20 protein-coding genes are annotated in these 25,643 nt (G+C 73.2%); 12 read left to right on the top strand and 8 right to left on the bottom strand.

The window, feature by feature from the left end:
• Positions 1-35: 35 nt before the first annotated feature.
• Complete coding sequence (locus QP089_RS15280) at positions 36-1,691, bottom strand: penicillin-binding transpeptidase domain-containing protein (RefSeq protein WP_285912246.1); 1,656 nt, start codon at positions 1,689-1,691, stop codon at positions 36-38.
• 119 nt (positions 1,692-1,810) lie between these two features.
• Here QP089_RS15280 and QP089_RS15275 point away from each other — a divergent pair, with 119 nt between their 5' ends.
• From QP089_RS15275 to QP089_RS15260, 4 genes are all read left to right on the top strand, one after another.
• Positions 1,811-2,773, top strand: a complete 963-nt coding sequence (locus tag QP089_RS15275) for a LysR family transcriptional regulator (RefSeq protein ID WP_285912245.1) — start codon at positions 1,811-1,813, stop codon at positions 2,771-2,773.
• The gene (locus tag QP089_RS15270) at positions 2,770-3,699 is read left to right on the top strand and encodes a serine hydrolase (RefSeq protein WP_285912244.1); all 930 of its coding nucleotides are present in this window, start codon (positions 2,770-2,772) and stop codon (positions 3,697-3,699) included. The genes QP089_RS15275 and QP089_RS15270 overlap by 4 nt, the downstream gene beginning before the upstream one ends.
• Positions 3,700-3,817: 118 nt before the next feature.
• Positions 3,818-6,526 (top strand): AAA family ATPase, encoded by a 2,709-nt coding sequence (locus tag QP089_RS15265; RefSeq protein ID WP_285912243.1) that lies wholly within the window; start codon positions 3,818-3,820, stop codon positions 6,524-6,526.
• Positions 6,527-6,583: 57 nt separating this feature from the next.
• Positions 6,584-8,131 carry a toprim domain-containing protein gene (locus tag QP089_RS15260; protein ID WP_285912242.1) on the top strand — a complete coding sequence of 516 codons (1,548 nt, stop codon included), beginning with the start codon at positions 6,584-6,586 and terminating at the stop codon, positions 8,129-8,131.
• Here the strand turns inward: QP089_RS15260 and QP089_RS15255 are convergent.
• Positions 8,121-9,452, bottom strand: coding sequence for an amidase (locus QP089_RS15255; protein WP_285912241.1), 1,332 nt, complete (start codon positions 9,450-9,452; stop codon positions 8,121-8,123). The genes QP089_RS15260 and QP089_RS15255 overlap by 11 nt on opposite strands.
• Positions 9,453-9,783: 331 nt before the next feature.
• Here QP089_RS15255 and QP089_RS15250 point away from each other — a divergent pair, with 331 nt between their 5' ends.
• The 6 genes from QP089_RS15250 to QP089_RS15225 all read left to right on the top strand — a co-directional run bounded on the left by QP089_RS15250 (position 9,784) and on the right by QP089_RS15225 (position 18,399).
• Positions 9,784-11,379 carry a gamma-glutamyltransferase gene (locus QP089_RS15250; RefSeq protein WP_285912240.1) on the top strand — a complete coding sequence of 532 codons (1,596 nt, stop codon included), beginning with the start codon at positions 9,784-9,786 and terminating at the stop codon, positions 11,377-11,379.
• Between the two features lie 120 nt (positions 11,380-11,499).
• Positions 11,500-13,872 (top strand): phosphoketolase family protein, encoded by a 2,373-nt coding sequence (locus tag QP089_RS15245; RefSeq protein WP_285912239.1) that lies wholly within the window; start codon positions 11,500-11,502, stop codon positions 13,870-13,872.
• Positions 13,873-13,884: 12 nt separating this feature from the next.
• Positions 13,885-14,946, top strand: a complete 1,062-nt coding sequence (locus QP089_RS15240; protein ID WP_285912396.1) for an acetate/propionate family kinase — start codon at positions 13,885-13,887, stop codon at positions 14,944-14,946.
• A gap of 100 nt (positions 14,947-15,046) precedes the next feature.
• On the top strand, positions 15,047-16,261 hold the full coding sequence (locus tag QP089_RS15235) for a PP2C family protein-serine/threonine phosphatase (RefSeq protein ID WP_285912238.1): 1,215 nt from the start codon (positions 15,047-15,049) through the stop codon (positions 16,259-16,261).
• A 21-nt stretch (positions 16,262-16,282) separates the two neighbouring features.
• Complete coding sequence (locus tag QP089_RS15230) at positions 16,283-17,560, top strand: sigma-70 family RNA polymerase sigma factor (RefSeq protein ID WP_285912237.1); 1,278 nt, start codon at positions 16,283-16,285, stop codon at positions 17,558-17,560.
• 59 nt (positions 17,561-17,619) lie between these two features.
• Entirely contained in the window at positions 17,620-18,399 is a 780-nt protein-coding gene (locus tag QP089_RS15225) for an SDR family NAD(P)-dependent oxidoreductase (protein WP_285912236.1), read from the top strand.
• On the opposite strand, the gene QP089_RS15220 is transcribed toward QP089_RS15225, so the two are convergent.
• Entirely contained in the window at positions 18,389-19,213 is an 825-nt protein-coding gene (locus tag QP089_RS15220) for an alpha/beta hydrolase (RefSeq protein WP_285912235.1), read from the bottom strand. The genes QP089_RS15225 and QP089_RS15220 overlap by 11 nt on opposite strands.
• A complete protein-coding gene (locus tag QP089_RS15215) occupies positions 19,210-19,767 on the bottom strand; it encodes a quercetin 2,3-dioxygenase (RefSeq protein WP_285912234.1) in 558 nt (185 codons plus the stop codon). The genes QP089_RS15220 and QP089_RS15215 overlap by 4 nt, the downstream gene beginning before the upstream one ends.
• A gap of 91 nt (positions 19,768-19,858) precedes the next feature.
• Here QP089_RS15215 and QP089_RS15210 point away from each other — a divergent pair, with 91 nt between their 5' ends.
• Positions 19,859-20,302: a MarR family winged helix-turn-helix transcriptional regulator gene (locus tag QP089_RS15210; RefSeq protein WP_285912233.1), complete on the top strand. Its 444-nt coding sequence runs from the start codon at positions 19,859-19,861 to the stop codon at positions 20,300-20,302.
• Here the strand turns inward: QP089_RS15210 and QP089_RS15205 are convergent, their stop codons facing one another.
• The 3 genes from QP089_RS15205 to QP089_RS15195 form a co-directional block, all read right to left on the bottom strand.
• Positions 20,303-21,550 (bottom strand): HNH endonuclease signature motif containing protein, encoded by a 1,248-nt coding sequence (locus QP089_RS15205; protein ID WP_285912232.1) that lies wholly within the window; start codon positions 21,548-21,550, stop codon positions 20,303-20,305. It lies immediately after the preceding gene.
• A 353-nt stretch (positions 21,551-21,903) separates the two neighbouring features.
• Positions 21,904-22,386 carry a hypothetical protein gene (locus QP089_RS15200; RefSeq protein ID WP_285912231.1) on the bottom strand — a complete coding sequence of 161 codons (483 nt, stop codon included), beginning with the start codon at positions 22,384-22,386 and terminating at the stop codon, positions 21,904-21,906.
• Between the two features lie 69 nt (positions 22,387-22,455).
• Positions 22,456-23,277, bottom strand: coding sequence for an ArsR/SmtB family transcription factor (locus tag QP089_RS15195; RefSeq protein WP_285912230.1), 822 nt, complete (start codon positions 23,275-23,277; stop codon positions 22,456-22,458).
• Between the two features lie 223 nt (positions 23,278-23,500).
• Between QP089_RS15195 and QP089_RS15190 the strand changes: the two genes are divergently transcribed.
• The gene (locus QP089_RS15190) at positions 23,501-24,973 is read left to right on the top strand and encodes a DUF6882 domain-containing protein (RefSeq protein WP_285912229.1); all 1,473 of its coding nucleotides are present in this window, start codon (positions 23,501-23,503) and stop codon (positions 24,971-24,973) included.
• An 84-nt stretch (positions 24,974-25,057) separates the two neighbouring features.
• Here the strand turns inward: QP089_RS15190 and QP089_RS15185 are convergent, their stop codons facing one another.
• Positions 25,058-25,621 carry a TetR/AcrR family transcriptional regulator gene (locus tag QP089_RS15185; protein WP_285912228.1) on the bottom strand — a complete coding sequence of 188 codons (564 nt, stop codon included), beginning with the start codon at positions 25,619-25,621 and terminating at the stop codon, positions 25,058-25,060.
• Between the last annotated feature and the right edge of the window lie 22 nt (positions 25,622-25,643).

Genomic DNA, 25,643 nt, shown 5'->3' with positions numbered 1-25,643 from the left:
ACGGAGGCGGAGCGGCGCGCCGGAAGCGGGGCCGGTCAGAGGGAGTTGAGGAAGCTCGCGGCGATGGGCGCCGCCGCCTCGGCGCCCGTCCCGCCGCCCTCGACGATCACGGCGAAGGACAGGTCGCCCCGGTAGCCGATGAACCAGGCGTGCGTCGGCGGGTTCGTGCCGGACCCGTACTCGGCGGTCCCCGTCTTGCCGGCCGTGCCGGACGGGAAGTCCACGCCGGACGCGGTGCCCTCGCTGACGACGGCCGGCATCAGCGAGTGCAGCGCCGACTTCACCGCCGGTTCCAGCCTGTGCGGGGGCTCGGGCTTGCGCCCGCCCGCGTCCACGGCCTGCCCGGCCAGCGACGCGTCGACGAGCCGGGGCGAGCGCCACACGCCGCTCGCCGCCGCGCCGGCGACCGCGGCCATGTTCAGCGGGCTGGTCAGCACCTCGCCCTGCCCGAACGAGGCGGCGGCGAACGCGGTGTCGTCCTTGGCGTCCGGGAACGAGGCGCGGACGGCGGGCAGCCCGGCGATGACCGGGGCGTTGAAGCCGAACTGGGAGGCGACCTGGGCGAGCCGCTTCTCCCCCAGCTTGTCCACGGCCAGCCGCGCGAACGTGGTGTTGCAGGAGTGCGCGAACGCCTCGCGCAGCGCGACCGTCCCGAAGTCCTCGTGCTTGTAGTTGTGGAACGAGCGGCCACCGACCGTCGTGGTGGCGGGGCAGGGCACCTTCGTGGACGGCGACATGCCGCCCGCGACGAGTGCTGCGGCGGTGACGACCTTGAACGTCGAGCCCGGCGGGTAGCGGCCCATCAGCGCCCGGTTGTAGCCGCCCGGCTTGTTCGCGACGGCGAGGATCTCGCCGGTGGACGGCCGGAGCGCGACCAGCGACGCGGGCTTGGACGCCGCCCCGAGCGCCTTCCCGGCGGCGGTCTGCACCTTCGGGTCGAGGGTGGTCGTCAGCGGCTTCCCGTCGGCGCCGCCGAACCGCTTCAGCGTCTTCACCGGCTTGCCGCCGGCGTCCACGATCTGGACGGCGAGGGCGGGCGTGCCCGCGAGCCGCTTCTCGTACTGCTTCTGCAGGCCGTCGGCGCCGACGGTGTCGCCCTTGCGGTACGGGGCGCCGAGCTTGCCGGCGGCCTCGGCCGTCGCGGGGCCGAGCGGCCCGGTGAGCTGCTGGACGGACCCGGACGGCGACCCGGCGAGGCTGCTGCCGTCGGCCGCCTTGATGTCGGCGCGGGCGGGCCAGGCGCGCGCGGACCGCAGCCGCTGCCCCTCCTTGAGCCCCGGGTACAGCACGTCGGGCGACCAGGAGACGCGCCACTTGCCGTCGCGCTTGGTGAGCGGCAGCGCGCCCTCGTAGCTCCAGGTGCGGTTCCCGGCGAGGGTCAGGGCGGCGGTGTAGGAGCCGCCGGCGGTGTCGCCCTTCGGGTCGCCGACGGAGGCGACGGTGTAGCGCTGCCCGGTGACGCCGAGGTCGTCGTGCAGCCGGCTGAACCGGGTGGTGAAGTCGGCGGGCGGATCGGCGGTCAGGGCGCGCATCGCGGTGTAGTCGGCGCGGCTCCAGGCCGCCAGGTAGCGTTTCGCGGCGTCCCCGGGACTCTCCCCGTCCCGCAGGAACCACACCGCTCCCGCCCCCACGAGCACGGCCGCGACCGCCACCGCGGCGACGGTGACCACGCGGGATCGGCGCATGTTCATGTCCTCTCTTCTCCGAGACTCGCCATCGGCCGGATGCCCAAGAACACCAGGTGAGCGGCCGGATGTCCAAGATTGATATCCGGGTGACAGTGATATGGCTTTTGATATGGTTCCTGGTCGTGAACGTCGTCGGCCATCTGACCTGCTTCGTCGCGGTCGCCGAGGAACTGCACTTCGGCCGCGCGGCGGAGCGGCTCGGCATGGCCCAGCCGCCGCTCAGCCAGCGGATCCAGCGGCTGGAGCGCGAGCTCGGGGTGCGGCTCTTCGACCGCTCCAGCCGCAAGGTCGAGCTGACGGCGCCCGGGCGGCTGCTGCTGGAGGACGCCCGTGACATCCTCGCCCGCGTGGACCGCGTCTACTCCGTCGCCGAGCGGGCCCGGCTCGGCGAGGTCGGCACCGTGCGCGCCGGCCTGCCGAGCGACCTCGGCGGCCCGATCGTCGCCGCGCTGATCGCCGCGTTCCGGGACCGCCGCCCCGACCTGCGGCTCGACCTGCGCGAGACGGGGACGGCCGAGCAGGTCCGGGCGCTGTCGGACGGCGCGCTGGACGCCGGGATCGTCCGGCACCCGTGCGACTCGCGCGGCCTCGGGCTCGGCCCGATGCTCGGCCAGCCGGTCGGGGTGCTGCTGCCGGAGGGCGCCGGCCTCGCCGCGTCCCCGGAGGTGCACCTCGCCGACCTCGGCGGCCGCGACCTGGTCGTCTTCCCGCGCGAGGAGGCGCCGGGCGCCTACGACGAGGCGCTGGCCGCGTGCCGCCGGCACGGGTACGCGCCGCCCGCCGTGCACGAGGCGCGGCATCCGCAGTTCGCGCTGGGCCTCGTCCTCGCCGGGACGGCCGTGGCGCTCGTCCCGCGCACCGACGACACCGCCGGGGTGACGTGGCGGCCGCTGGTCGGCGAGCCGCTGGCGTGGCGGACGTCGTGCGCGTGGCGGCGCACCCGCGACCCCGAGCACGAGCGCGCCATCGCCGACTTCACCGCCGTCGCGACCGAGGTGCTGCGCCGCGAGGCCGGCATGGCGCCGCTGGACGGCGCGCCCGCCCGCCGCGTCGTGGCCCGCCCATCGTCGGGGTTCCTGGCATGACCGGCACGCGGGAGAAGGGCGCCCGGACGCGCGGGACCGCGACCGGGGAGACCGCGGTGCGGATCGAGGCGGCGTTCCGCGACGCCGGGGTGACCGGTTACCTGCACGCCGCCGACATCGACACCGGGCGGGAGCTCGGCGTGCGCGCCGACGATCCGGTGGTGCTGGCGTCGGTGTTCAAGGTGCCGCTGCTGGTGGCGTTCCACCGCCGGGCCGCCGAGGGGCTGCTCGACCCGGCCGAGCAGGTCACGGTGCCCGCCGCGGACCGCACGTCCGGCCCGACCGGCCTGTCGGCGCTGCTGGACGACGTGCGGATGTCGCTGCGCGACCTGGCCTGCCTGATGATCACGGTGAGCGACAACGCGGCGGCCGACGTCCTGCTGGACCGGGTCGGGCTGGATGCGGTCAATGCGGCCGCTACCGCGCTCGGGCTGCGCGGGACGGTGGTGACGGGCGGCGGCCGGCAGCTGTTCGACGACCTGCTGGCCGACGCGGGCGCGGCCGGGTTCCCCGAGGTGTGGGCGCGGCTGGACGAGCCCGGCATGATCGGCCGGCTGCGCGCCCTCGACCCCGCCCGGACGAGCCGCAGCACGCCCCGGGAGATGACCCGGCTGCTCGGCGCCGTCTGGCGGGACGAGGCCGCGCCGCCGGACGGGTGCGCGGCGATGCGCCGGCTGTTCGGCCTGCAGGTGTGGCCGCACCGGCTGTCGTCCGGGTTCCCCTACGACGACGTGCTGGTCAGCGGGAAGACCGGGACGCTGCTGACCGTCCGCAACGAGGTCGGCGTGGTGGAGTACCCCGACGGCGGACGGTACGCGGTCGCGGTGTTCACCCGGTCGGCGCTGCCCGTCGCGGTGCGCCCGGAGGCCGACGCGGTGATCGGCACGGCGGCCCGGATGGCCGTGGAGTCGCTGCGCCGCCGCTGAACAGGGGCGTGACCGAACGTGGCCGACCCGATACCGGCGATCCGGCCGACCGCTCGACCAGCACTCCGCGCCTGAACGTAGGCTGTACCCCTGCTTTGATCTCTCTTGGAGGAACGCGTTGCGGCTGCCGGAGCATCTGGAGCTACTGCTCACCGACGAGCCGGTGCTCGACGTCTACGCGCACGGGCCGTGGCGCGTCCCGGACGGGCTGTTCGAGGAGATCTCGGCGCGGATCGACGCGCTGGCGAACGACCCCCGCGCCGCCGAGCTCACCACCGACGAGCACAAGCTGCTGACGCTGCCCGCCTCGCTGGTCACCGCGGAGATCTTCGGCATGCTGGCGTTCCTGCCGGGCGGCGGCGCGATCAAGGCGGGGTCGTGGTCGCAGCTGCCGGAGCGGCTGCTGCACCGGCACCTGGCCAACCCCGGCACGCTGAGCACCCGGATGACCCGCTGGGACGCGCCGGGCGGCCGGTGGCGGCCCCCGGTGGACTGGCTGATCGAGGCGCCCGACCGGGAGCTGGCGATCGAGCTGGCCCGCGAGTGCCTGGGCGTGCTGGAGGGCATCGAGCCGCTGGAGGAGCGCCGCAAGGCGCTGGTGCGGCTGTACTCCGACCCGCCCGAGTGCGACATGAACCTGCCCAAGATGGAGCTGCGCGAGCACTGGCACGCGCACGCCGGGGACGACATCGTCGCCGCCGTCCCCGAGCTGCTCGGCCCCGTCGGCTACCTCGACTGGGTGTGCGACGGCCTGCTCGCGGCGTACGCGATCCTGGCGGAGGCCGCGCCGCGCGAGGAGTCGGTCGAGTCGCATCTGATCCAGCTGCTGCTGCAGGGCAGCATGGAGCACGTCCCGGCGGAGCTGGCCGCCGCCCTCGGCGAGGACCGCTACCACGACCTGCAGCAGCGCTTCCCCGCCGAGCGCCGCGGCTTCAAGGCCGACGCCTGGCAGCAGCGCACCCGCGCCTGGCTCGTCCGGGCGCTGGTCGCGGGCGCCGCCGACGCGTGCCGCGCCTGGCTCGACATGGCGATGCGGTTCGTCGCGATCGTCCAGGGCCTGCCCGGCGACCCGTGGTTCCCCAAGGCCGAGTGGATCCCGGTCGGGCAGTTCCAGACCGACCTGCGGCGGCTGTACGCGCCGCGCCGCCGCGTCGTCAACCCGCTCACCGAGTCCCTCAAGGCGCCCGCCGCCACCGAGGCCGGTCCGGACGGCGCGCCGGCCGCGGCGGCGTCCGGGACGCGCGCCGAGCTGGCCAGCGCGCTGGTCGAGCAGCCCGAGCTGACCGCCGCGCTGGAGGAGCTGACCCGCGGCAGGGAGCCCGTCCGGCTGCTGATCGCCGGCCCGGACGGCACCGGTAAGCGGGACGCGGCGCAGGAGCTCGGCAAGGCGCTCGCGCTCGGCCGCGACCCGCTGTGGGTCACCGACAACCTGTACGCCGGGCAGCGGCTGTCGGACGCGGTCGCCAAGCTGCACGCCGACGCCCGCGACTGCGCCGGCGACCGGCTGCTGATCATCGACGGGCTGGACGGCATCGTCGCCGACCCCGGCAACGGCGAGGCCATCGCCGACGAGCTGCACCGGCTGCTGGCCATCCACGCCGACCTGAACCTGGTCGTGCTGTGCGACGCGGGCGGCGACGAGCGGATCCGCGACGTCAACCCGGTGCTGCCCGGTCGGTTCCGGATCGCGCGGACCCGGCCGTTCACCGCGCGGGGCCACGCGGAGCTGTTCCGCCGCGCGCTGGAGCGGCACGGTGCCCGCGCCACCCGGCAGGCCGTCGAGGCGGCGGGGGCGCTGCTGGCCGCGACGCCGCCGATGCAGTCGCTGCGCAACGCGCGGCTGGCGCCCTACCTCGCCGACCAGGTCGTCGCCGCGGTCCGGGCCCGCACCGAGGGCGGCGCCGAGATCGTCGTGCGCAAGGGCGACATTCCCGCCGCGCTCGACACCGCGCAGTCGGCCGGGAACCCGCTGCACGAGCTGCGCGACCTCACCGGCCTGGAGACCGTCAAGCACGAGATCGCGCTGCTGGTCGCGGGCACCCACGCGGCCCGGCTGCGCAGCGAGTCCGGGCTGCGGATCACCCCGCCGACGCGGCACATGGTGTTCACCGGCAACCCCGGCACCGGCAAGACGATGGTGGCGCGGCTGCTCGGCCGGATCTACAAGAAGCTCGGGGTGCTGTCGTCCGGGCACCTGGTCGAGGCGTCCCGCGCGCACCTGGTCGGCGAGTACATCGGCCAGACCGCGCCGCGCACCCGCCGGCTGGTCGAGCGGGCGATCGGCGGCGTGCTGTTCATCGACGAGGCGTACACGCTCACCCAGTCGCCGCTGAAGGGCGACTACGGCCACGAGGCCATCGCCGAGCTGGTCAAGCTGATGGAGGACCACCGCGAGGACCTCGTGGTGATCGTCGCCGGCTACCAGCAGGAGATGGCCGAGTTCCTGGCCGCCAACCCCGGCCTGGACTCGCGCTTCCCCAAGCAGATCCACTTCCCCGACTACACCGACGACGAGCTGATCACGGTGTTCGGGCAGCTCGCCGAGGCCGACGGGTTCCGCCTCGCGCCCGGCACCGAGGACGTGCTGCGCTCGATGCTGCGCAACGCGCCGCGCGGCCCGTCGTTCGGCAACGGCCGGCTGATGCGCAACCTGCTGGACGTCGCCGTCGCCAACCAGGCCGACCGGATCGCCTCCGTCGCCGTCGGCGCGTCCGGTGACGCGGTGCCGGCGAAGCCGCCCGCGAAGAAGGACCTGATCACCCTCACCGCCGAGGACCTGCCGCCGCTGCTGGAGCATCCGGAGGAGTTCTTCGGGCTGTACCTGTGACGCACCGGGTATGACGTAAGCGGCTTCCCCGTCCGACCGCGAAGGCGAGGGAGACCCGTGACCGCGACCCCCTGGGAGGACGACCGCCGGCGGCTGGCCGCGCTGCTGCGCGACATGGCCGCCCACGAGACGGCACTGCTGCGCGACGGCACCCGTCCGTGGACGTGGTGGCTCGACCGTGCCGTACTGCACGGGCGCCGCCACGGCTACGTCAACACGCTGCTGATCGGCGCCCAGTGGCGCGCCGCGACCGACGTCCGGACCTACGAGGACTGGCGGGCCGCCGGACGGCAGGTCGGCCGGGGCGAGACCGGCATCCGCGTGCTGTCGCGCACGGGGCGGCCGTACGCGGTGTTCGACATCGCGCAGACGACCGGTCTGCCGCTGCCACCTGCCGCATCCGGGCGGTCGCCGGTGTCCGAAGGGCTCGTCCGCCGGTTGGCCGGTGAGCTTTGCCAGGGTGACCAGGGCGTCCGGCGGGTGGAGGCGGACTCGGTCGCGTACCTGGTGCTGGCGTGGCTGGGTCTTGATCCGGAGCCGCCGGTGTTCCCGGTGAACGCGTTCTGGGCGGGCCCGGCGGTCGGCGACCGGATCCTGCGGACGGCGCGCCGCGTCCACGACCGCGCGCGCGATCCGTCCGGCGGGGTGCTGCCGGACGCGCAGCGCTTCTTCCGGTCCCGCCTCAAGGGCAGCTGGGTGCCCGGCTACCTGGACGGGCGCGGGTTCCCGCCGTCGGTGCAGCGCCGCCACCAGATCGGCTACGCGCCGGACGCCCCGCACGCGCTCGCCGACCACCTGCGATCCCTCGGCCACGCCGACGAGGCGATCGTGGCGGCGGGGCTGGCGCGTCCCGGGCATGCGGGACGGCTGCACGACATGTTCCGGGACCGCGCGATGTTCGCCATCCGGCGGCCGGACGGCGCGGTCGCCGGGTTCATCGGCCGCCGCCCCGACGCGGCGGAGGGCCCGAAGTACCTCAACGGCCCCGACACCGACTTCTTCCACAAGCGCGAGCTCCTCTACGGCCTGCACGAGGCCCGCGAGCGGCTCGCGGCGGGCGCGCGTCCCGTGCTGGTCGAAGGGCCGCTGGACGCCGTCGCCGTAGCGATGGCGGGGTCGCGCGAGTTCGCACCGGTCGCGACCTGCGGCCTGTCGCTGACCTCGGCCCACCTGGCCGCGCTGGCGGACGCCGCCGACCTCGCGGCGACGGGCGTCGTGGTCGCCTTGGACGACGACCCGGCCGGGCGCTCGGCCGCCGTCCGCGCGTGGGACGTGCTGAGCCGGATCTCCGGCCCACTCGACCGCGCGCGGCTGCCCGAGGGCCGCGACCCCGCCGGTGTGCTGGCCGGGCAGGGCGGCGCGGCGCTGCGTCAGGCCCTGCGGGAGACGGTCCCGCTGATGGACGCGGTCGTGGACGCGGCGGCGGCCCGCGCGGGCGGTTCGCTCGGCACGCCGGAGCAGCGTCTCGCGGCCCTGCGCGCCGCCTGCGCTCCGATCGCGGCGCGCCCGTCCGGGGCGGCCCGTCAGGTCGTCCGCCTCGCGGCCCGCACCGCGCTCCCGCCGTCCCTGGTCACCGAGGCGCTCACCGAGCACCTCACGCGGTGATCCTTTCGGCGAGGTCGAACAGCAGGTCCTCGTCGCCCGCGCGGGTGACGAGCTGCAACCCGGCGGGCAGTCCGCGGACGGTCCCGGCGGGGACGCTCAGCGCGGGCAGGCCGAGGACGTTCCAGGCGCAGGTCAGGCTCAGCAGGGCGGGCTGGACCGGGCCCAGCTCGCAGTCCGGCCGCCCGATCTCCGGCGCGACGATCGGGACGGTCGGCGAGGCCAGCACCTCGTACCGGCGCATGAGGTCGGCGACCTCGGCGGCGTAGCGCGTCCGTTCGCGGGCGGCGCGGACGAAGCGCCAGCCGCGCGTCTCTCCGGCGCGGCGCAGCCGGTCGAGCGTGACCGGCTGGAACAGCTCCGGCGCGTCCGCGACCCGCTCGGCGTGCACCTCGCAGGCCTCGCTGTCCTGGATCGCGGCGAAGATCCGGCGCAGTTCCGGCAGGTCCAGCCGCACCGCGTCCGCGCCGGGGACCAGCCGCCGGACGGTCTCGGCGACGTCGGGCGCGACCGGCGTCCCCTCGATCCACGCCACCCGGATGCCGTCGGGTAGCCGGGACTCCCCGCCGTGCGCGGGCCGCCCGAGGACCCGGTAGGCCGTCCGGCAGTCGGCGGGCGTCGCGGCGAGCACGCCCACGTGGTCGAACGAGGTCGACAGCGGGAAGACGCCGCCGGTGGGGATCTCGCCGTAGGCGGGCTTGAACCCGGATATGCCGCAGAGGGCCGCGGGAATGCGGACCGACCCTCCCGTGTCGGTGCCGATGGCGAGCGGCACCATCCCTGCGGCGACCGCCACCGCGCTGCCGCCGCTGGACCCGCCGGAAATGCGGGACGGGTCGTGCGGGTTGCGGGACGGTCCGTTCACGGCGGTGTCGCCGCTCGCGCCGTAGGCGAACTCGTGCGTGGTGGTCTTGCCGACGATGACCGCGCCCGCGGCGCGCAGGGCCTCGACGCAGGCGGCGTCGCGTCCGGCGACGTGCCCGGCGAAATGGGCCGAGCCCATCCCGGTGGGCAGGCCGGCGACGTCGATGATGTCCTTGACCGCGACGGGGACGCCGTGCAGCGGGCCGCGGTCGCGGCCGGCGGCGAGCTCCTCGCCTGCGGTGCGGGCGGCGGCCGCCGCGCCCTCGACGTCCACGGTGGCGAACGCGTTGAGGGACGGGTCGATCGACTCCAGCGCGCGGTCGAGCAGGCCGGGGGCCGTCGCGGCGCCCGACCGCAGGTCGCGGCCGAGGCCGTCGAGCGTCCGTCCGGCGAAGAAGCCGGCCATCGCACCTCCCGTGGTGCCGCCGCCGAAGGGCTTGCCCAAACGTTCGGACAGCATGCCAGGCCCCCCGCTCGCCGCAGGAAACCGGCCGTTCGTCGACGGAGCCGCCGGACGCGTGAACCTACGCGCGGGTACACGGCAAGCTTCATCGCACCTTGTGGAGGCGTTCCCGCCGGTTCGCTGGGGGGCGGGGCGGCGGCCCCGGCCGCCGCCCCTGTAACCGGTGCCGTCCACAGCCGGGTGGGGGGACGGGGCCACGGCGGCGCGGTCCGAAGGCGCGCACCCGCCGCCGTGGCCTCCCCGCCCGCCCTCACCGCACCCCGGTTCCGCTGTCAAATGCGCTGACAAGGCCTTTCATCTGGGGCTTTCGGCAACTACCGTCGAGTACGTGAACGCGCCGGTGGATCAGCAGGAGATCACCGGCACCGCCGACCGGGCGATGATCTGCACCGGCGATCACCGCGCGTCGTCGGCGGGCCTGGCGATCCTGCGGGCCGGCGGGTCCGCGGCCGACGCCGCGGTGGCGGCGAACGCCGTGCTGGCGGTGGTCGCGCCGCAGTGCTGCGGGATGGGCGGCGACCTGTTCGCGCTGGTCCACGCACCCGGGCGGGACGGCCCCGGGCCGCCCGTCGCGCTGAACGCCTCCGGCCGCGCCGGGTCGGGCGCGGACGCCGCGGCGCTGCGCGCGGAGGGCCGCCGCCGGATGCCCGTCCGGCACGACGTCCGGTCGGTGACCGTCCCCGGCTGCGTGGACGGCTGGCTGGCGCTGCACGACCGCTACGGCCGGATGCCGCTCGCCGAGGTGCTGGAGTCGGCCGTCCTGCACGCGGAGCGGGGCTTCACCGCCACGCCCGGGCTCGTCGCCGCCTGCCGGGACGCCGCCGGTGCGCCCGGCACGGACGGGCTCGCGTGGCCGTCCCGCCCCGGCGAGCAGGTGAGGCGGCCCGGTATCGGCCGCGCGCTGCGCGCCGTGGCCGCGGCGGGCCGCGCGGGATTCTACGAGGGCGAGTTCGGCGCCGGCCTGCTGCGCATGGGCCGCGGCCTCTTCGCGCCGTCCGACCTCGCCGAGCCCGCCGCCGACTGGCAGCACCCGCTCGGTGTCCGCGCGTTCGGGCACGACGTGTGGACGGCGCCGCCGAACTCGCCAGGCCACGTGCTGCTCACCGCGCTCGCCGTCGCCGCCGGCCTCGACCTGCCCGATCCCGCCGACCCCGGCTGGGCGCACCTGCTGGCCGAGTCCCTGCTGGCCGCCGCCGTCGAGCGTCCCGGGACGCCCGTTCCGCCGGGCCGCGTCGACGCGCTCCGCGCCGCGATCGACCCGGACCGGCACGAGCGGCGGCGCGGGACGATCGCGTCCGGCGACGCGACCTGCGTCTGCGTCGTGGACGGCCGGGGCACGGCGATCTCGCTCCAGCAGTCGAACGGCAACGGCCTCGGCGCGCTGCTGTTCGAGCCCGCGACCGGGATCAACCTCCACAACCGCGGCACCGGTTTCACGCTGGCGCCCGGCGCGCCCGCCGAGTACGGGCCGCGGCGCCGCCCGCCGCACACCCTCGTCCCGGTCCTCGCGACCGGTCCCGATGGCACGTTCCGCGCGGTCGCCGGCTGCACCGGCGGCGGCATCCAGCCGCAGATCGTCCTGCAGGTCCTGGTCCGGCTGCTGACCGGCGCGGAGCCGGAGGACGCCCTGGCCGCGCCCCGGTGGCGGCTCGCCAGCGGGCTCGGGCCGTTCGAGACCTCGCAGGCCGGCTCCCCCATCCGGCTCGACCTGCAGGCCGGCGCCCCGGACGGCTGGGCGCGCCGCCTGCCCGGTTACGGCCATCTCGTCCGCGCGGCCGCCGAGGACGAGGAGTTCGGCGAGGCCCAGCTCATCGCGGCCTCCCGCGGCGGCGGGCTGCGCGGCGACGGGCCGTGCCCGTTCGCCCTGCCCTGGGCGCCGCCGCCCGCCGCCCCGCCGCGTCCGAGGCTCCGCCGCTGCGGTTGACCGGGCCGCTGCGGTTGACGGGGCCGCTGCCGTTAACCGGGGGGCCGCTGCGGTTGGCGGGGGCGATTGCGGGGAGGTCGTCCTTTCCGGGCGTCCGCCGAGTACCGAAGGGACCGCGCCATGACCGAGGCCGCCACCGCGTCCGTCCCCCTGTCCGACGACGAGGTCCGCCGGATCGACGCGTACTGGAGAGCCGCGAATTACCTTTCGGTAGGGCAGATCTATCTGCTGGGCAACCCTCTGCTGCGCGAGCCGCTCCGGCGCCGGCACATCAAGCCGCGGCTGCTCGGGCACTGGGGCACCTCGCCCGGCCTGAACTTCTGTTACGCCCACCTGAACCGGGTCATCAGGGCCCGCGACCTCGACATGATCTACATCATGGGCCCCGGGCACGGCGGCCCCGCGGCGGTCGCGAACGCGTGGCTGGAGGGCACTTACAGCGAGGTCTATCCGGACGTGTCGCGCGACGGGACGGGGATGCGGCGGCTGTTCCGGCAGTTCTCGTTCCCCGGCGGCATCCCGAGCCACGTCGCGCCGGAGACGCCGGGCTCGATCCACGAGGGCGGCGAGCTGGGCTACTCGCTGGCGCACGCCTACGGCGCCGCGTTCGACAACCCGGACCTGGTCGTCGCGTGCATCGTCGGCGACGGCGAGGCCGAGACCGGGCCGCTCGCGGCGTCGTGGCACTCCACCAAGTTCCTCGACCCCGTCCGCGACGGGGCGGTGCTGCCGATCCTGCACCTGAACGGCTACAAGATCGCGAACCCGTCGGTGCTGGCGCGGATCTCCGAGGAGGAGCTCGTCCAGCTCCTCGACGGCTACGGGCACCGGCCGATCATCGTCAGCGGCGACGAGCCGGAGTCGATGCACCGGAAGATGGCCGTCGCGCTCGACCAGGCGCTCGACGAGATCGCCGACATCCAGCGGGCCGCCCGCGAGGGCGGGGACGTCCCGCGGCGCCGCTGGCCGATGATCGTCCTGCGGTCGCCGAAGGGCTGGACGGGCCCGAAGGAGGTCGACGGCCTGCCGGTCGAGAACACGTGGCGTTCCCACCAGGTGCCGCTCTCGGGGGTCTGCGACAACCCCGAGCATCTGGCCCAGCTGGAGGACTGGCTGCGCTCCTACCGTCCCGACGAGCTTTTCGACGAGGAGGGGCGCCCCATCCCCGCGCTGACCGAGCAGGCGCCCGAGGGCGAGCGGCGGATGAGCGCCAACCCGCACGCCAACGGCGGGCTCCTCCTGCGGCCGCTGACGCTGCCCGACTTCCGCGAATACGCCGTCCCGGTCGGCAAGCCCGGCACGACGACGTCGGAGGCGACCCGCGTGTTCGGCTCGTTCCTGCGCGACGTGGTGAGGGCCAACCCGTCCAACTTCCGCATCATGGGCGCCGACGAGACCGCGTCCAACCGGCTCGGCGACGTCTTCGAGGCGACCGACCGGGTCTTCGAGGGCGAGCGGCTGGACACCGACGAGCACCAGGCGCCGCACGGGCAGGTCATGGAGGTGCTCAGCGAGCACCTGTGCCAGGGCTGGCTGGAGGGCTACCTGCTGACCGGGCGGCACGGGCTGTTCAACAGCTACGAGGCGTTCGTCCACATCGTCGACTCGATGTTCAACCAGCACGCCAAGTGGCTGAAGGTCACGCGGCACCTGCCGTGGCGGCGGCCGATCGCGTCGCTGAACTACCTGCTGTCGTCGCACGTGTGGCGGCAGGACCACAACGGCTTCACCCACCAGGACCCCGGCTTCCTCGACGTGGTCCTGAACAAGAAGCCGGAGATCGTCCGGGTCTACCTGCCGCCGGACGCCAACACGCTGCTGTCGGTCGGCGACCATTGCCTGCGCTCCCGCGACTACGTCAACGTCATCGTCGCCGGGAAGCAGCCGGCGCTGAACTGGCTGCCGATGGACCAGGCGATCGCCCACTGCACGCGCGGCATCGGCATCTGGGAGTGGGCCTCCACGGATGGCGGCGCCGATCCCGACGTCGTCATGGCGTGCGCCGGCGACATCCCCACGCTGGAGACGCTCGCCGCCGTCGACATCCTCCGCCAGCTCTTCCCCGACCTGCGCGTCCGCGTGGTGAACGTGGTGGACCTCATGCGGCTGCAGCCCGACACCGAACACCCGCACGGGTTGCCCGACCGCGACTACGACGCGCTCTTCACCACCGACAAGCCGGTCATCTTCGCGTTCCACGGGTACCCGTACCTGATCCACCGGCTCGCCTACCGCCGCCACGGCCACGAGCACCTGCACGTCCGCGGCTACAAGGAGGAGGGCACCACCACGACCCCGTTCGACATGGTGATGCTGAACGACCTGGACCGCTTCCACCTCGTCATGGACGTCATCGACCGCGTCCCGTCGCTCGGCGGCCGCGTCGCCCACATCCGCCAGCGCATGGCCGACCAGCGCCTAGCCCTGCGCGCCTACACCCGCGAGCACGGCGAGGACGCGGCCGAGGTCCGCGACTGGACCTGGCCCTACTAGGGGGACGTGCCGATGCGCATCCTCACCGTCAATCCGGGGTCGAGCAGCCTCAAGCTGAGCCTCCTCGACCCCGACGGCACCGTCGTCACCGAGAACGCCGGCGCCCGCCACGAGATCGCGCCGATGGTCGCGGACATGCCCCGGCCGGACGCGGTCGGCATCCGGTTCGTGCACGGCGGCCCCGACTTCACCGGACCGGTCGTCGTCGACGCGGCGGTCGCCGAACGCCTGCACGCGCTCGCCGACCTCGCGCCGCTGCACCAGCCCGCGTCGCTGCACGCATTGTCGGAGATCACCGACGCGCTGCCGGACGTCCCGGCCGTGGCCTGCTTCGACACCGCCTTCCACGCCACCCTGCCGGACGCCGCCGCCACCTACGCGCTGCCCGCCGAGTGGCGCGAGCGGTTCGGCCTGCGCCGCTACGGCTTCCACGGCCTGTCGTACTCCTATGCCGTCCGCCGCACCGGCGAGCTCCTCGGTTCCGTCCCGTCCCGGATGGTGATCTGCCACCTCGGGTCGGGCGCGTCGCTGGCCGCCGTCGCCGAGGGCAGCTCCGTCGACACCACGATGGGCTTCACGCCCCTGGAGGGCCTCGTCATGGCGTCCCGCGCGGGCAGCGTCGACCCCGGTATCCCGCTGTGGCTGATCAAGCACGGCGTCCCCGCACCGGAGGTGGACGACGCCCTGGAGAGCCGCTCCGGCCTGCGCGGGCTCACCGGGACCGGCGACATGCGCGAGATCCGCCAGCGCGCCGAGGCCCGCGACGCCACCGCCCTCGCGGCCCTCGACGTCTACCACCACCGCCTGCGCGCCTGCGCCGCCGCGATGGCCGCCACCCTCGGCGGCCTGGACGCGCTCGTCTTCACCGGCGGCGTCGGCGAGCACGACCCGTCCGTCCGGCACCGCCTCGCCGAGGACCTCGCGTTCCTCGGCGTCTCCGTCGACCCGCACCGCAACGACGACGCCCGCGGCGACACCGACGTCACGGCGCCCGGCGCAGCAGTCCGCACCCTCGTCGTCACCGCCCGCGAGGACCTGGAGATCGCCGGGGGCGTCCGGCGGTGCCTCCGGTGAGACACCCACCGGAATCCGGCCATTCCGGAAAAGCAATGACTTCCCCCAAACCCCCGGCACCATCGGTAAAGGGCCAGGTATCAGGCATACGATGACGGGGATGGAGAGACCCGCCGACGCCCTGGAAGGCCTCGCCCGCAAGCTCGAGAACATCCAGGCGATCACCGATGAGGCGTTCGCCCATATGGGCGTCGACGAGTTCCTCGACACCCTCCTCGACCGCGTCCGCTCCATCCTCGAGGTCGACACCGCCGTCGTGCTGCTCCTGGACCGGCAGGGGCGGTTGCTCGAGGCGACGGTGGCGAAGGGCATAGAGGAGGAGGTCAGCCAGGGCGCGCACGTGCCCGTGGGCCAGGGCTTCGCCGGACGCGTCGCCGCCGAGCGCCGGCCGGTCTACATCGCCGACGTGGCCCACGCGGGCGTGTTCAACCCGCTGCTGGTCCAGCGGGGCCTGCACTCCCTGCTCGGCGTCCCCCTCATCGGCGGCGGGCACCTGGTCGGGGTCATGCACGTCGGCACGCTGGCACCGCGCCGGTTCACCGCGGACGAGACCGAGTTCCTGCAGCTCGCGGCGGCGCGCGTCGCCATGGCCGTGCAGACGCTGACGAGCCGGGCCGAGCGCGCCGGCGCCCTGGAACTGCAACGCAGCCTGGTCCCGTCCAGCCTCCCGGACATCCCCGGCCTGGAGATGGCCGCCCGCTACCGTCCCGGCAAGGAGAACGTCGGCGGCGACTGGTACGACGTCTTCACCCTCCCCTCCGGCGAGATCGGCATCGTCATGGGGGACGTGGCGGGGCACGGGCTGCCGGCCGCCGTCGTGATGGGCCGGATGCGCAGCTCGCTGCGCGCGTACGCGCTGGAGACGGCCGATCCGGCGCAGGTGCTGGGCAAGCTCGACCGGAAGATGCTGCACTTCGAGCCCAACGCGACGGCGACCGTGCTGTACGCGATCTGCAGCCCGTCCCTGGACCGGGTCCGGGTCTCCTCGGCCGGCCACCCGCCCCCGGTCATCGCCCTGCCGGAGAGCCCGGCGGAGACCGTCGACATGAAGCAGGACCTGCTGATCGGCTTCACCACGGAGACCCCCCGGACGACCACCGTGTTCGACCTCCCTCCCGGCGCCCTGTTGTGCTTCTACACCGACGGGCTGATCGAGCGGCGGGACAACTCGGTCGACAGCGGCATCGCGCGGCTGTGCGACGCCGTCTACGCGGGCCCGCCCGAACAGGTCGGCGCGGCGGTGATGGCCGCGCTGATCGGCCGCGAACGGGCCTCCGACGACGTCGCCGTCCTGCTGCTCCAGCGCAAGCCCTGACGTGCCCTAGGCTCTGGGCGCATGACGGAGGGCACGTGCCGGGTGTGCGGGAAGGCGCTGGCGCGCCCCGACGGGCGGCCCGGACGCGCGTCGGTGTACTGCTCGGCCGCGTGCCGGCAGAAGGCGTACCGGACGCGGCAGGCCGGCGGCGAGACCGTCCACGACCTCATCTCCGACATCGAGCGCCGCGTGAAGGGGCTCGCCCCCGAGGAGCCCGCGCCGTTCTACTCCGACGTGCGGGACCTGTCGTCGTCGGTCGGGCGGCTGCGCCGCATCGCGCGCGTGGCGAAGGACGCGGCGCGATCCGTCACGCCGGAGCCCGTGACGAATCCGCTCCGGGACGGCGACGAGCTCGACTTCGCCGGGCTGGTCGAGCCGTACCGCCGCGAACTCCAGGTGCACTGCTACCGGATGGTCGGCTCCTACGACGACTCGGAGGACCTCGTCCAGGAGACGCTGCTGAAGGCGTGGCGGAACCGCGACGGCTTCGAGGGGCGCTCCAGCCCGCGCACCTGGCTCTACACGATCGCGACGAACGCGTGCCTGGACTTCCTGCGCCGCGCCGAACGCCGCCCGCAGCAGTACGCCCCGTCTCCCGTCCCGCCGTCGAACGACGTGGCCGCGCCGCCGTTCCTGCCCTGGTTGCAGCCGTTTCCCGACGACCCGGAGACGGCGGCGGAGACCTCCGAGACGCTGGAACTGGTGTTCCTCGCCGCGATCCAGCACCTGCCGCCGAGGCAGCGCGCCGTCCTGATCATGCGGGACGTGCTCGGCTGGACCGCCGCCGACACCGCCACCGCGCTCGACCTGACCGTGGCCTCGGTCAACAGCGCCCTGCAGCGGGCCCGGCCCGCCCTCCGAGATCGTCTCCCGGAACGGCGTGACGAATGGGCGCGCGGCACCGACCCGTCCGAGGCCGAACGCGCCCTCCTCGACCGCTACATGAAGGCCGCCGTCGGCGGCGACACGTCCGCGATGACCGCCATGCTGCGCGAGGACGTCCGCATCACCATGCCCCCGAACCCGCTCTGGTTCGGCGGCCGCGACGCGATCATCGGCATGCTCTCGCAGACCTTCGACCCGTCCTCACCTGCGTACATCGGCCGCTGGCGCCACCTGCCGACCCGCGCGAACGGGCAGTTCGCCCTCGGCGGTTACGTGCAGCGGCCCGGCACTCGCGTCTACCGGGCGCAGGTCCTGGACGTGTTGCGGATCGAAGAGGGCTTGATCGCCGAGATCACCTCGTTCGAACCCCACCTGTTCCCGGCCTTCGGGCTGCCGCTGACGGTGACCGATTAGTTTCCCGGCCGCGTGCGTCTCCATAGACGTCCCACAACGACGCGAGAACGGAACACGCCATGCTGCTGGAGAACAAGAACGCGATCATCTACGGTGCGGGCGGCTCGATCGGGACCGCCGTCGCGACGGCCTTCGCCCGCCAGGGCGCCACGGTCTTCCTCGCCGGCCGGACCCGCGAGCCCCTCGACACCGTCGCCGCCGCCATCGCCGCCGACGGCGGCCGCGCGGACGTCACCGTCCTGGACGCCCTCGACGAGAAGGCCGTCGAGGCGCACGCCCGGCGCGTCGCCGACGCCGGCGGCATCGACGTCTCCCTCAACCTGATCACGCGCGGCGACGTGCAGGGCATGCCCCTCACCCAGATGCCGGTGGACGACTTCGTCAGCCCGATCACGACCGGCGTCACCACGAACTTCATCACCGCGCGGACCGCCGCCCGGCACATGGCCGAGCGCGGCTCCGGCGTCGTCCTCGCGCTGAACAGCGGTTCCGCGAAGGGCAGCCCGATGATGGGCGGCACCGGACCGGCGGACGCCGCGATCGACGCGCTCGTCCGGAACCTGGCGCAGGAGTGCGGCCCGAGCGGCGTCCGCGTCGTCGGCATCTGGACGTCCGGCCTCCCCGAGACCCTCTCGCCCGAGAAGCTCGCCCAGTTCGGCCCGCCCATGGAGGAGGCCGCCTTCCAGGCCCTGCTGACCCGCCTGGACGAGATGCGCCTGCTGCGCCGCTCCCCCACCCTCGCGCAGATCGCCGACACCGCCGCGTTCCTCGCCTCCGACGGCGCCGCCGCCATCACCGGCACCTTCGTCAACGCCACCAGCGGCGTCTTCACCGACTGACATCCAGCGCGAACCGCAGCGAGACGTCGAAGATCGACTCGACCACCTCGTCGGAGACGCCGTGCCAGCCATGCTCGGCGGACGGGACGAGACGCAGGTCAACCGGCGCGCCCACCTCCCGCAACCGCCCCGCGAGGGCCTGCGAGTGCGCGCACGGCACCAGCGTGTCGTCCTCACCATGAACGAGCAGAAAGGGCGGCGCACCAGCATGGACATGGGCAACGGGCCCGGCCGCCCGAGCCTTGTCGGCCGGATCACCACCAAGCAGCAGCGATTCCGGCGGCCCGGGCGACAGCGTCAGGTCGGCCGGCCCGTACCAGACGACAGCCCCGGCGAGACGCGGCTCATCCGAAGTGAGGGCGAGAAGGGAAGCCAGATGCCCACCCGCCGACTCGCCCCACACGACGATCCGCCCCGGGTCGACACCGAGTTCAGCGGACCGGAGCACGAGCCAGCGCAGCGCGGCGCGGACGTCGTCGAGCTGGGCGGGGAACGTCGCCTCGCCGCTGAGCCGGTAGTCCGCGCACGCCACCGCGAACCCGGCGGCGGCGAGCCGGGCGAACGGCCCGGGCGACCACCCGCGGGTGCGCATGCCCATGTCGTCCCGCCGACCGCGCCGCCACGCGCCCCCGTGCAGGAACAGCACCAGCGGGGCGTTACCGCCCGGCAGCCACAAGTCGACCTCGAGCGGACGGGCCCCATCCAGCTCGGCGTACGGAACACCCCGGATGACCCGCACCCCGGGCGGCGCGACGTCCGGCAGGGGCGCGACGTCCGGATGCGGGGCGACGATGAGGTCCCGGAGCGCGCTCACCGCGTCCGCCACCGGTGGTCGGGCAGGAAGGTCACATCGAACCGCTGCGGCACGATCCCGAACTTCTCCGGCTCCGGAACGTACGGCCGGTTCGGGAGCCCGAGTTCCTCGGTGGGCGTGCCGAGGTTCTCGAAGAAGCGCTCGAAGGTCCCGCCCGGCCCCGCCGCAACACCGACGATTCGACTGTGATGGCGCTCGATGCGGTAGGCGTGCGTGCAGTTCTTGGGCACAAAGCCGAAGTCCCCCGACGACAGCAGCTTCTCCTGCTGGCGCCCCTCAGCGTCCTCGACGAACACCCGGACGGCCCCGTCGGTGACGTAGAAGACCTCGTGGGTGTCGTGGTGGCGGTGCGCGGGGATCAGGTCGCCCTCGGGCCCCTCGACGGTGAAGAAGTTGAAGGCGTTCTCGGTCTGCTCCCCGCCCGCGTAGACGGTGACCAGGTCGCCGAAGAGGTGCGCCCGGTCACCGAGCCCCTTCTCGATGAAGTAGGGCGTCCCCGGCCCGGCCGGGATCCGCGAGGCGCGGCGGTACGGCGTGGAGTACTCGATGGTCATGGCGTGTCCCTCCGTTCAATGTCAGGCTACCTGACATTATCGTCAGGCCGCCTGACATGAAAACCGACCGCCCCCGCTAGGCTTCACCCCGATGACGACCACCGGCCACGACCTGCCACGGCTGCTCGCAAACGCCCGCCGCTGGTTCGACGAAGCGCTCACCGAGGCCATGCGCGACACCGGCGAGCAGCCCGTGTCCCCACCCCAGGTCGGCCTGTTCGCGGTCCTGGACGACGACGGCACCACGGTCTCGGAACTGGCCCGGCGAATGGGAGTGGCGCGGCAGACCGTCCACCAGGCGGTGCACGGCCTGGTGGACGCGGGCCTGCTGGAGCAGGTCCCCGACCCCGGCTCGGCGCGGCAGCGACTGATCCGCCGCACCACCGAAGGCGAGCGCATCCACCGCCGCGCGCTGGCCGTCCTGGACCGCCTAGAACGGACGCTCGCCGAACGCATCGGCGCGGAAAAGGTCGAGGCCCTGCGCTCAGCCCTCGAAGCCCCATGGGGACCACCCCCCACGACACCAGCCCCTTGATCAGGCAGCAGCCCAACCGAGACCAGGCGGGCTGGTCGCGCGAAGCGCCGCTCTGTCTCGGGGTGGAAGGAGGCGGTAGACGTACCGCCCGTCGGGATCTTTGCTGACGCCGATCTGGCGTGGAGTGCTGTGTTTGAAGCGGTTGTGCCATCCGCAGGTGAGGGTGAGCTGATCGATGTCGGTGGGTGAATTCCCGAGTGCCCAGCCGTGGACGTGGTCGACCTCGCACAACGTCCCCGGAATCTCACACTCCCGCACCGCGCAGGTCGGATACAGCGTCTCCAGCACTTGCCGCTGCGCCGCACTGGCGAACCGCTCCCGATAGCCGAGGTAGAGCGGGGTGTGGCCACGCCCGAGGATCAGCGGCGAGACTCCGGCCGACAGGGCGATGCGGCGCACCTGCTCCGCCGGGATGGGCGTCCCGTCAGTGAGGCGACCCGGAGCGTTGCCGCCAGTCAGCGTTTCGAGGTCGCAGATGACGGTGACCTTGGTGGCCTTGTGCCCACCGGACAGCACACTGGACAGGGCTGCGGCGGTGCGTTCGGCGACGTCGCGGTGGTCGTCGGGTCCGGCCGGCTTGGCCAACGGGGCGAGCGTGCCGTCCCAGATCGCGGCGTCTTCGGCGTTCAGCCAGCCCTTGATGTAGCGGCCACCGTCCAACGAACCAGAACTGCTGATCCAGGACTTGGCGTAGCCCCGCCTGGCGTCCTCGGGTTCGCGCTCGGTGCCGTTGTTCTCGGCGATCACGTCGCGGATCCGGTGACCGAACACCGCGATCTTCCCCGGAGAGAACCCCTGACCGACCATCTCCAACAACTTGCGCTCAGCCTTGGCGCAGTCAATGTCATCCAGCCGCGCCACCGAGTCGGCGACCGTGGCGGCATAGCCGTACGACAGCTCTCCTGCCGCCAACCGCTCAGCTACCTGCGGCAGCCGATGCCGCTGCCGGGCGAGAGTGAGGCGTTCCTTGGCTCGGTTCTCGCGCATGCCCAGCCTCGACCGCAGCCATGCCCGTGTGGAGGGGAATCCCCACCTTTGCTGCTCGCCGGTGGCGTCGACACGGCCGATGAAACCGGCCAGCGCGCTTTCTTGCAGATCGCAGGCGGCGGCCAGGTCTTCGGTGAGTTCAAGGCACGCGGCCGCCGATTCCGGAGCCTGGCGCTGGGCGAGTTCAGTGGCGATCACTGAGAGCGCGTTCACCAATTCCATGGTGGACGCGCCCTCAAGGTCGACCGCCACTGACTGCATACCTAAAGTGTACCCTAAGTAACCGACAATTGCACGCCGAAACCAGCCGCATTCCTGCTGCTCGCGGAAAGGTACGGCCAGGCATACCGATTTGTCGAACACGCGGACGTGGGCGGGCGGTGGGGGCGGCGCGACCAGGCGGGGCAGGCGGAGCCTGCCCTTAGGCGCTGCCTCAGGGGCCGCAGAGGCTCCAAAGTCAAGGGTGGACGAAGTCCATCGCGAAGCGACGCCGAAGGCGCCCTTGACTTTGGAGGGGCGGCCCCGTACGCAGCGCCGCCCCCACCGCCCCTTTCAACCTCTTCGCCCTACCCCACGCACACCCCACACCCCACACCCCACACCCAGGCAGCGTTTCACGCAGGCAAGAGAGCCAGAAGCTGCGCAGCATGCCCAGGCAATTCATTTTCCGCCAGGCCAGTGATCAGCTCTCTCAGCGGCACGGGCTGATCAACCAGAAGCGCGCCGTTGGAAACGAGCCGAGTAGGCACAACCGTTTCCAATTCACCGTCGCTCAACATCGGACCGGCCAGGACGCAGAGCGCTTCCCCTTTCAAACGAATGCGATCACGGAGCCCCGCGTTGCCGCCAGCCGCCGCAATGGCTCGGTCGATGGTCCAGGCATCCTGGGCTATGCGGTTGTCGTACGTCGCGTTCATCCCCGAAGCGACGGCGGCAACGGCAGCGATGGTGACGCCGTTGATGATCGTGACGTGCGCCAGGATCTGGTCGGCGTCCCATTCACCGGGCGGCGGAACGACATCTACCGCAGCGTCGGCCACCTTGGCGGCAGCATCCAACAGAGTGCGATAAGCATCCTGAAGCGGTGTGATGTCCATTCCTCATCCTTTGCGGTCACAGCGATCGCTGCGGTCATGCGCGGAGTGAAGGCGCGAGAAGCGCACCGATCAGGTGTGCGCGGGAGACATCTCCCACGGCGCCTGCGGGAGGACGTCGCCGGTCTCCAGCAGCGACTTGAGGTTCGCCAGCACGGTCGGCCAGCCGCTCGAGATGCCGTTCAGCATCTCCCGGTTGGGGAGGTTCTCGTGGGTCACGGTGAGGCGGACGATGTCCTGGTGGGGCTCGACGAGGAACGTCACGACCGACGCTTCCCTGCCCCCTCCGGCGTCGGAGGCCTCGGAAGCATCGGGAGCGTCGTCGAAGGTGACGACCAGACGCGTCGGCGGCTCCGTCTCGATGACCCGGCCGACGACGTCGACGACGCCTGACCCGTCCGCGCGCCGGTGCTCCCAGGGCGAGCCCGGCTGCCAGTCCGAGATGTTCGCGTGTCCCCAGTACCGCGCGGTCAGGTCCGCGTCCGTCAGGGCCTGCCACACCTGCTCCGCGCTGGCACGGATGTAGGTGACGTAGACGTAGTTCGGCACGGTGTTGGTTGCATCGTTCATGGCGTACTCCTCTGCCCGGTTCTTGATGGCACTGAGCGTTTGCAGGCGCGGCTTGTCGAACTCCGAGATCCAGCGCTGCTCGATCTCGTGGATCGGCGCGGGGTTGAGGTAGTGCAGCCGTTCCCGTCCGCGCCGTACGACGGTCACGAGATTCGCCCGGACGAGAACGTCCAGATGCTGGGTGGCCGACTGGCGCGCCATGTCCAGGCGTTCGCACAACTCCCTCAGCGTCTGCCCGTCCTGCTCGCGCAGCCGGTCGAGCAGGAGCCGCCGGGTCGGGTCGGCCAGCGCCTTGAAGGCCGAGTCCATCGCTTCGAAGCTCACACGACCTATTATGCAGGTATTTACCTGCCTATTGTCAACACATCGGAGCACCACCGTCTCCGCCACCCACCCAGCCAGCCAGCCACCCACCCAGCCAGCCAGCCAGCCAGCCGCACGCGACCACGGCGATGCCCCCGAAGCCCGGTCCAGATTTCAGAGGAATCGGACGGAAGCGATCCCCTACGCTCTGGTGATCGCGATCGTCACGAACACGGGGGTTCATGTGGACACGTTCAGCGACGCGCTCCTGGCCCTTGCCGCGCCGCGGCTGGGGGTGGCCGCGGAACGGTCGGAGCGGCACAACCGCGCGCTCGCGGGAACGGCCTTCCGCAGGAACCTGGACGCGGGAGTGGCGTGGTCCGGCGACCGGAGGATGGACGCCGGCGCCCTCGGCAGCTATGCAGAGGACAACACCTTCCAATGGAGCTGGGTCGTCCCCGGATTCGCCGGGACGCCCATCGCCGCGCACGCCGAGCGACTCCGCGAGATCGGCGAGCGGCACCGCATCCCGGAGCTTGCCGAGCCGCTGCTCGACCTCGGCGGGTTCTACGATCCCCGCGCCGCCGCCGACGACCTCGCCTTCCTGGCGGTCGCGCTGCTGGACGCGAGCGCCGCGATCCGGCACGGCCACGGCGGCCGGGCGCTGACGTTCATCGTCACCGACGCGCCCGAGATGACGTCCGGCGCTCCGGACGCGGACCGGGCCACGACCTGCCTGCGGCGCGCCGCCGACCTCCTCGGCGACTACGACGCCCAGCAGTACACCGACGCGTTGGTCCGCGGCTACGCCGAGCACCACGGCCTGACCGTCCGCGGGCAGGACATCGAACTGCCGACGGGCCTGATCGCCGTACCCGGCAAGGACGACAGCCGCTCCGACCTGCTCCTCGTCAACGAACTGGAGGTGGACGCACCCGTCCCCGCCTCCCTGCTGGCCACGGCCGCCCCCGCCGTGGCCTGCGCCCTCGCCGGCCAGAACGCGCTGATCGACCACCTGAACGAGAACGGCCGAGACTGGCGGACACCCCCCACCTGGACCCCGACCACCACAGGCCCAACCACCCCCACCCCAACCACCCCAACCACCACGACCCCGCCCACCCCAGACCAACCCACCCCAGACCCGACCACCGGACTCCTCCGCTTCGGCGACGCCCCGCCGCTGCAAGCCCAAGAGATCGGCGTCCTCCGTCCGGACGGCACGTGGGCATGGTCGGCATGGGACGGCGCCACACGAGCGAGAGAACTGGTCGCAGGCAACGGCGAGGCGTCATGGGCCGCCGATGAGGTCGATCTGAGCGGGCATCCGCGACCCGCGCACGTCGCCGAACTGCTGGCCTGCTCGGCCGCGCGTCTCGGCGGCGCCTGGGGCGTGTGGTCGGTGTCCAGCCCCGCCGGAGAACGCCGGTTCGCGCTCGTCGACCCCGAGCGTCCGGGCACCGGTACCGACGCCATGCTGGGCGCGCTGCACACCGCCGCCAACATCGTCCAGCAGCTCGTCCTGCGGCGGGACCGCTATGAGGTGACGCGCGCCATGACCCTCGCACTGTTCGAGCAGTGCGGCTTCACCCCCTGGCATGCGGGCGAACCCGAGTTCTTCATGGGCGTCCAGGGCCTGTACCAGGCACGCGCCTACGTGAGCGTGGACGGCACCATCTACCGCCTGTCCTCGGGCCTCTTCGGCCAGCCCGGCTAGCCCGGCTAACCCGCCCAACCCGGCTAGCCCGGCCAGCCCGGCCAGCCCGGCGAACCCCGGGCCACGACCAACCCGACCGCGCCGTCAAGCCAGCAGGGCGGCCACCGCGTCCACAACGAGCCGCCGCCGCCTGGCCGGCGAGTCGTCGTCGAGCAGCGCCTCCAGCTCCGGCATGCTCGCGCTCCACAGGCTCGACAGGTGGATGACCAGGCCGAGGAGCTCCGCGGCGGAGAAGCGCGCCGGAACCGTGCCGTCGGCCTGCGCCGCGGCGATGGCCTGCACCTTCGCGGTGTTGCTGGCCACGACGGCGGACAGCAGCTCGGTGGACCCGGCGCGTTCCAGCCGGTACCAGGTCGCGATGCGCTGCACCCAGGGACGCTCGCGGTAGGAGTCGTGCAGCCGGCCCGCGTACTCAGGGAGGTTCGCGGCGTCGATGGGGACCTCGTCGAGCGTCTCCCGCACCATGGCGTCGAAGACGGCGTCGAACAGGCCGTCCTTGCTGCCGAAGTAGTGGTAGATCTGCGCCTTGTTGCTGCGGGCGGCGGCGGCGATCCGGTCGACGCGGGCGCCCGCGATGCCGTGCGCCGCGAACTCCTGTCGCGCCGCGTCCAGCAACCGCCGCCGCGTGGCGTCCGCGTCCCGTGCCATGCCGCCACCCTATATCAACTAA

The organism is Actinomadura opuntiae (assembly GCF_030283205.1).
Lineage (GTDB): Bacteria > Actinomycetota > Actinomycetes > Streptosporangiales > Streptosporangiaceae > Spirillospora.
This window is presented reverse-complemented; position numbering and strand designations above follow the sequence as displayed.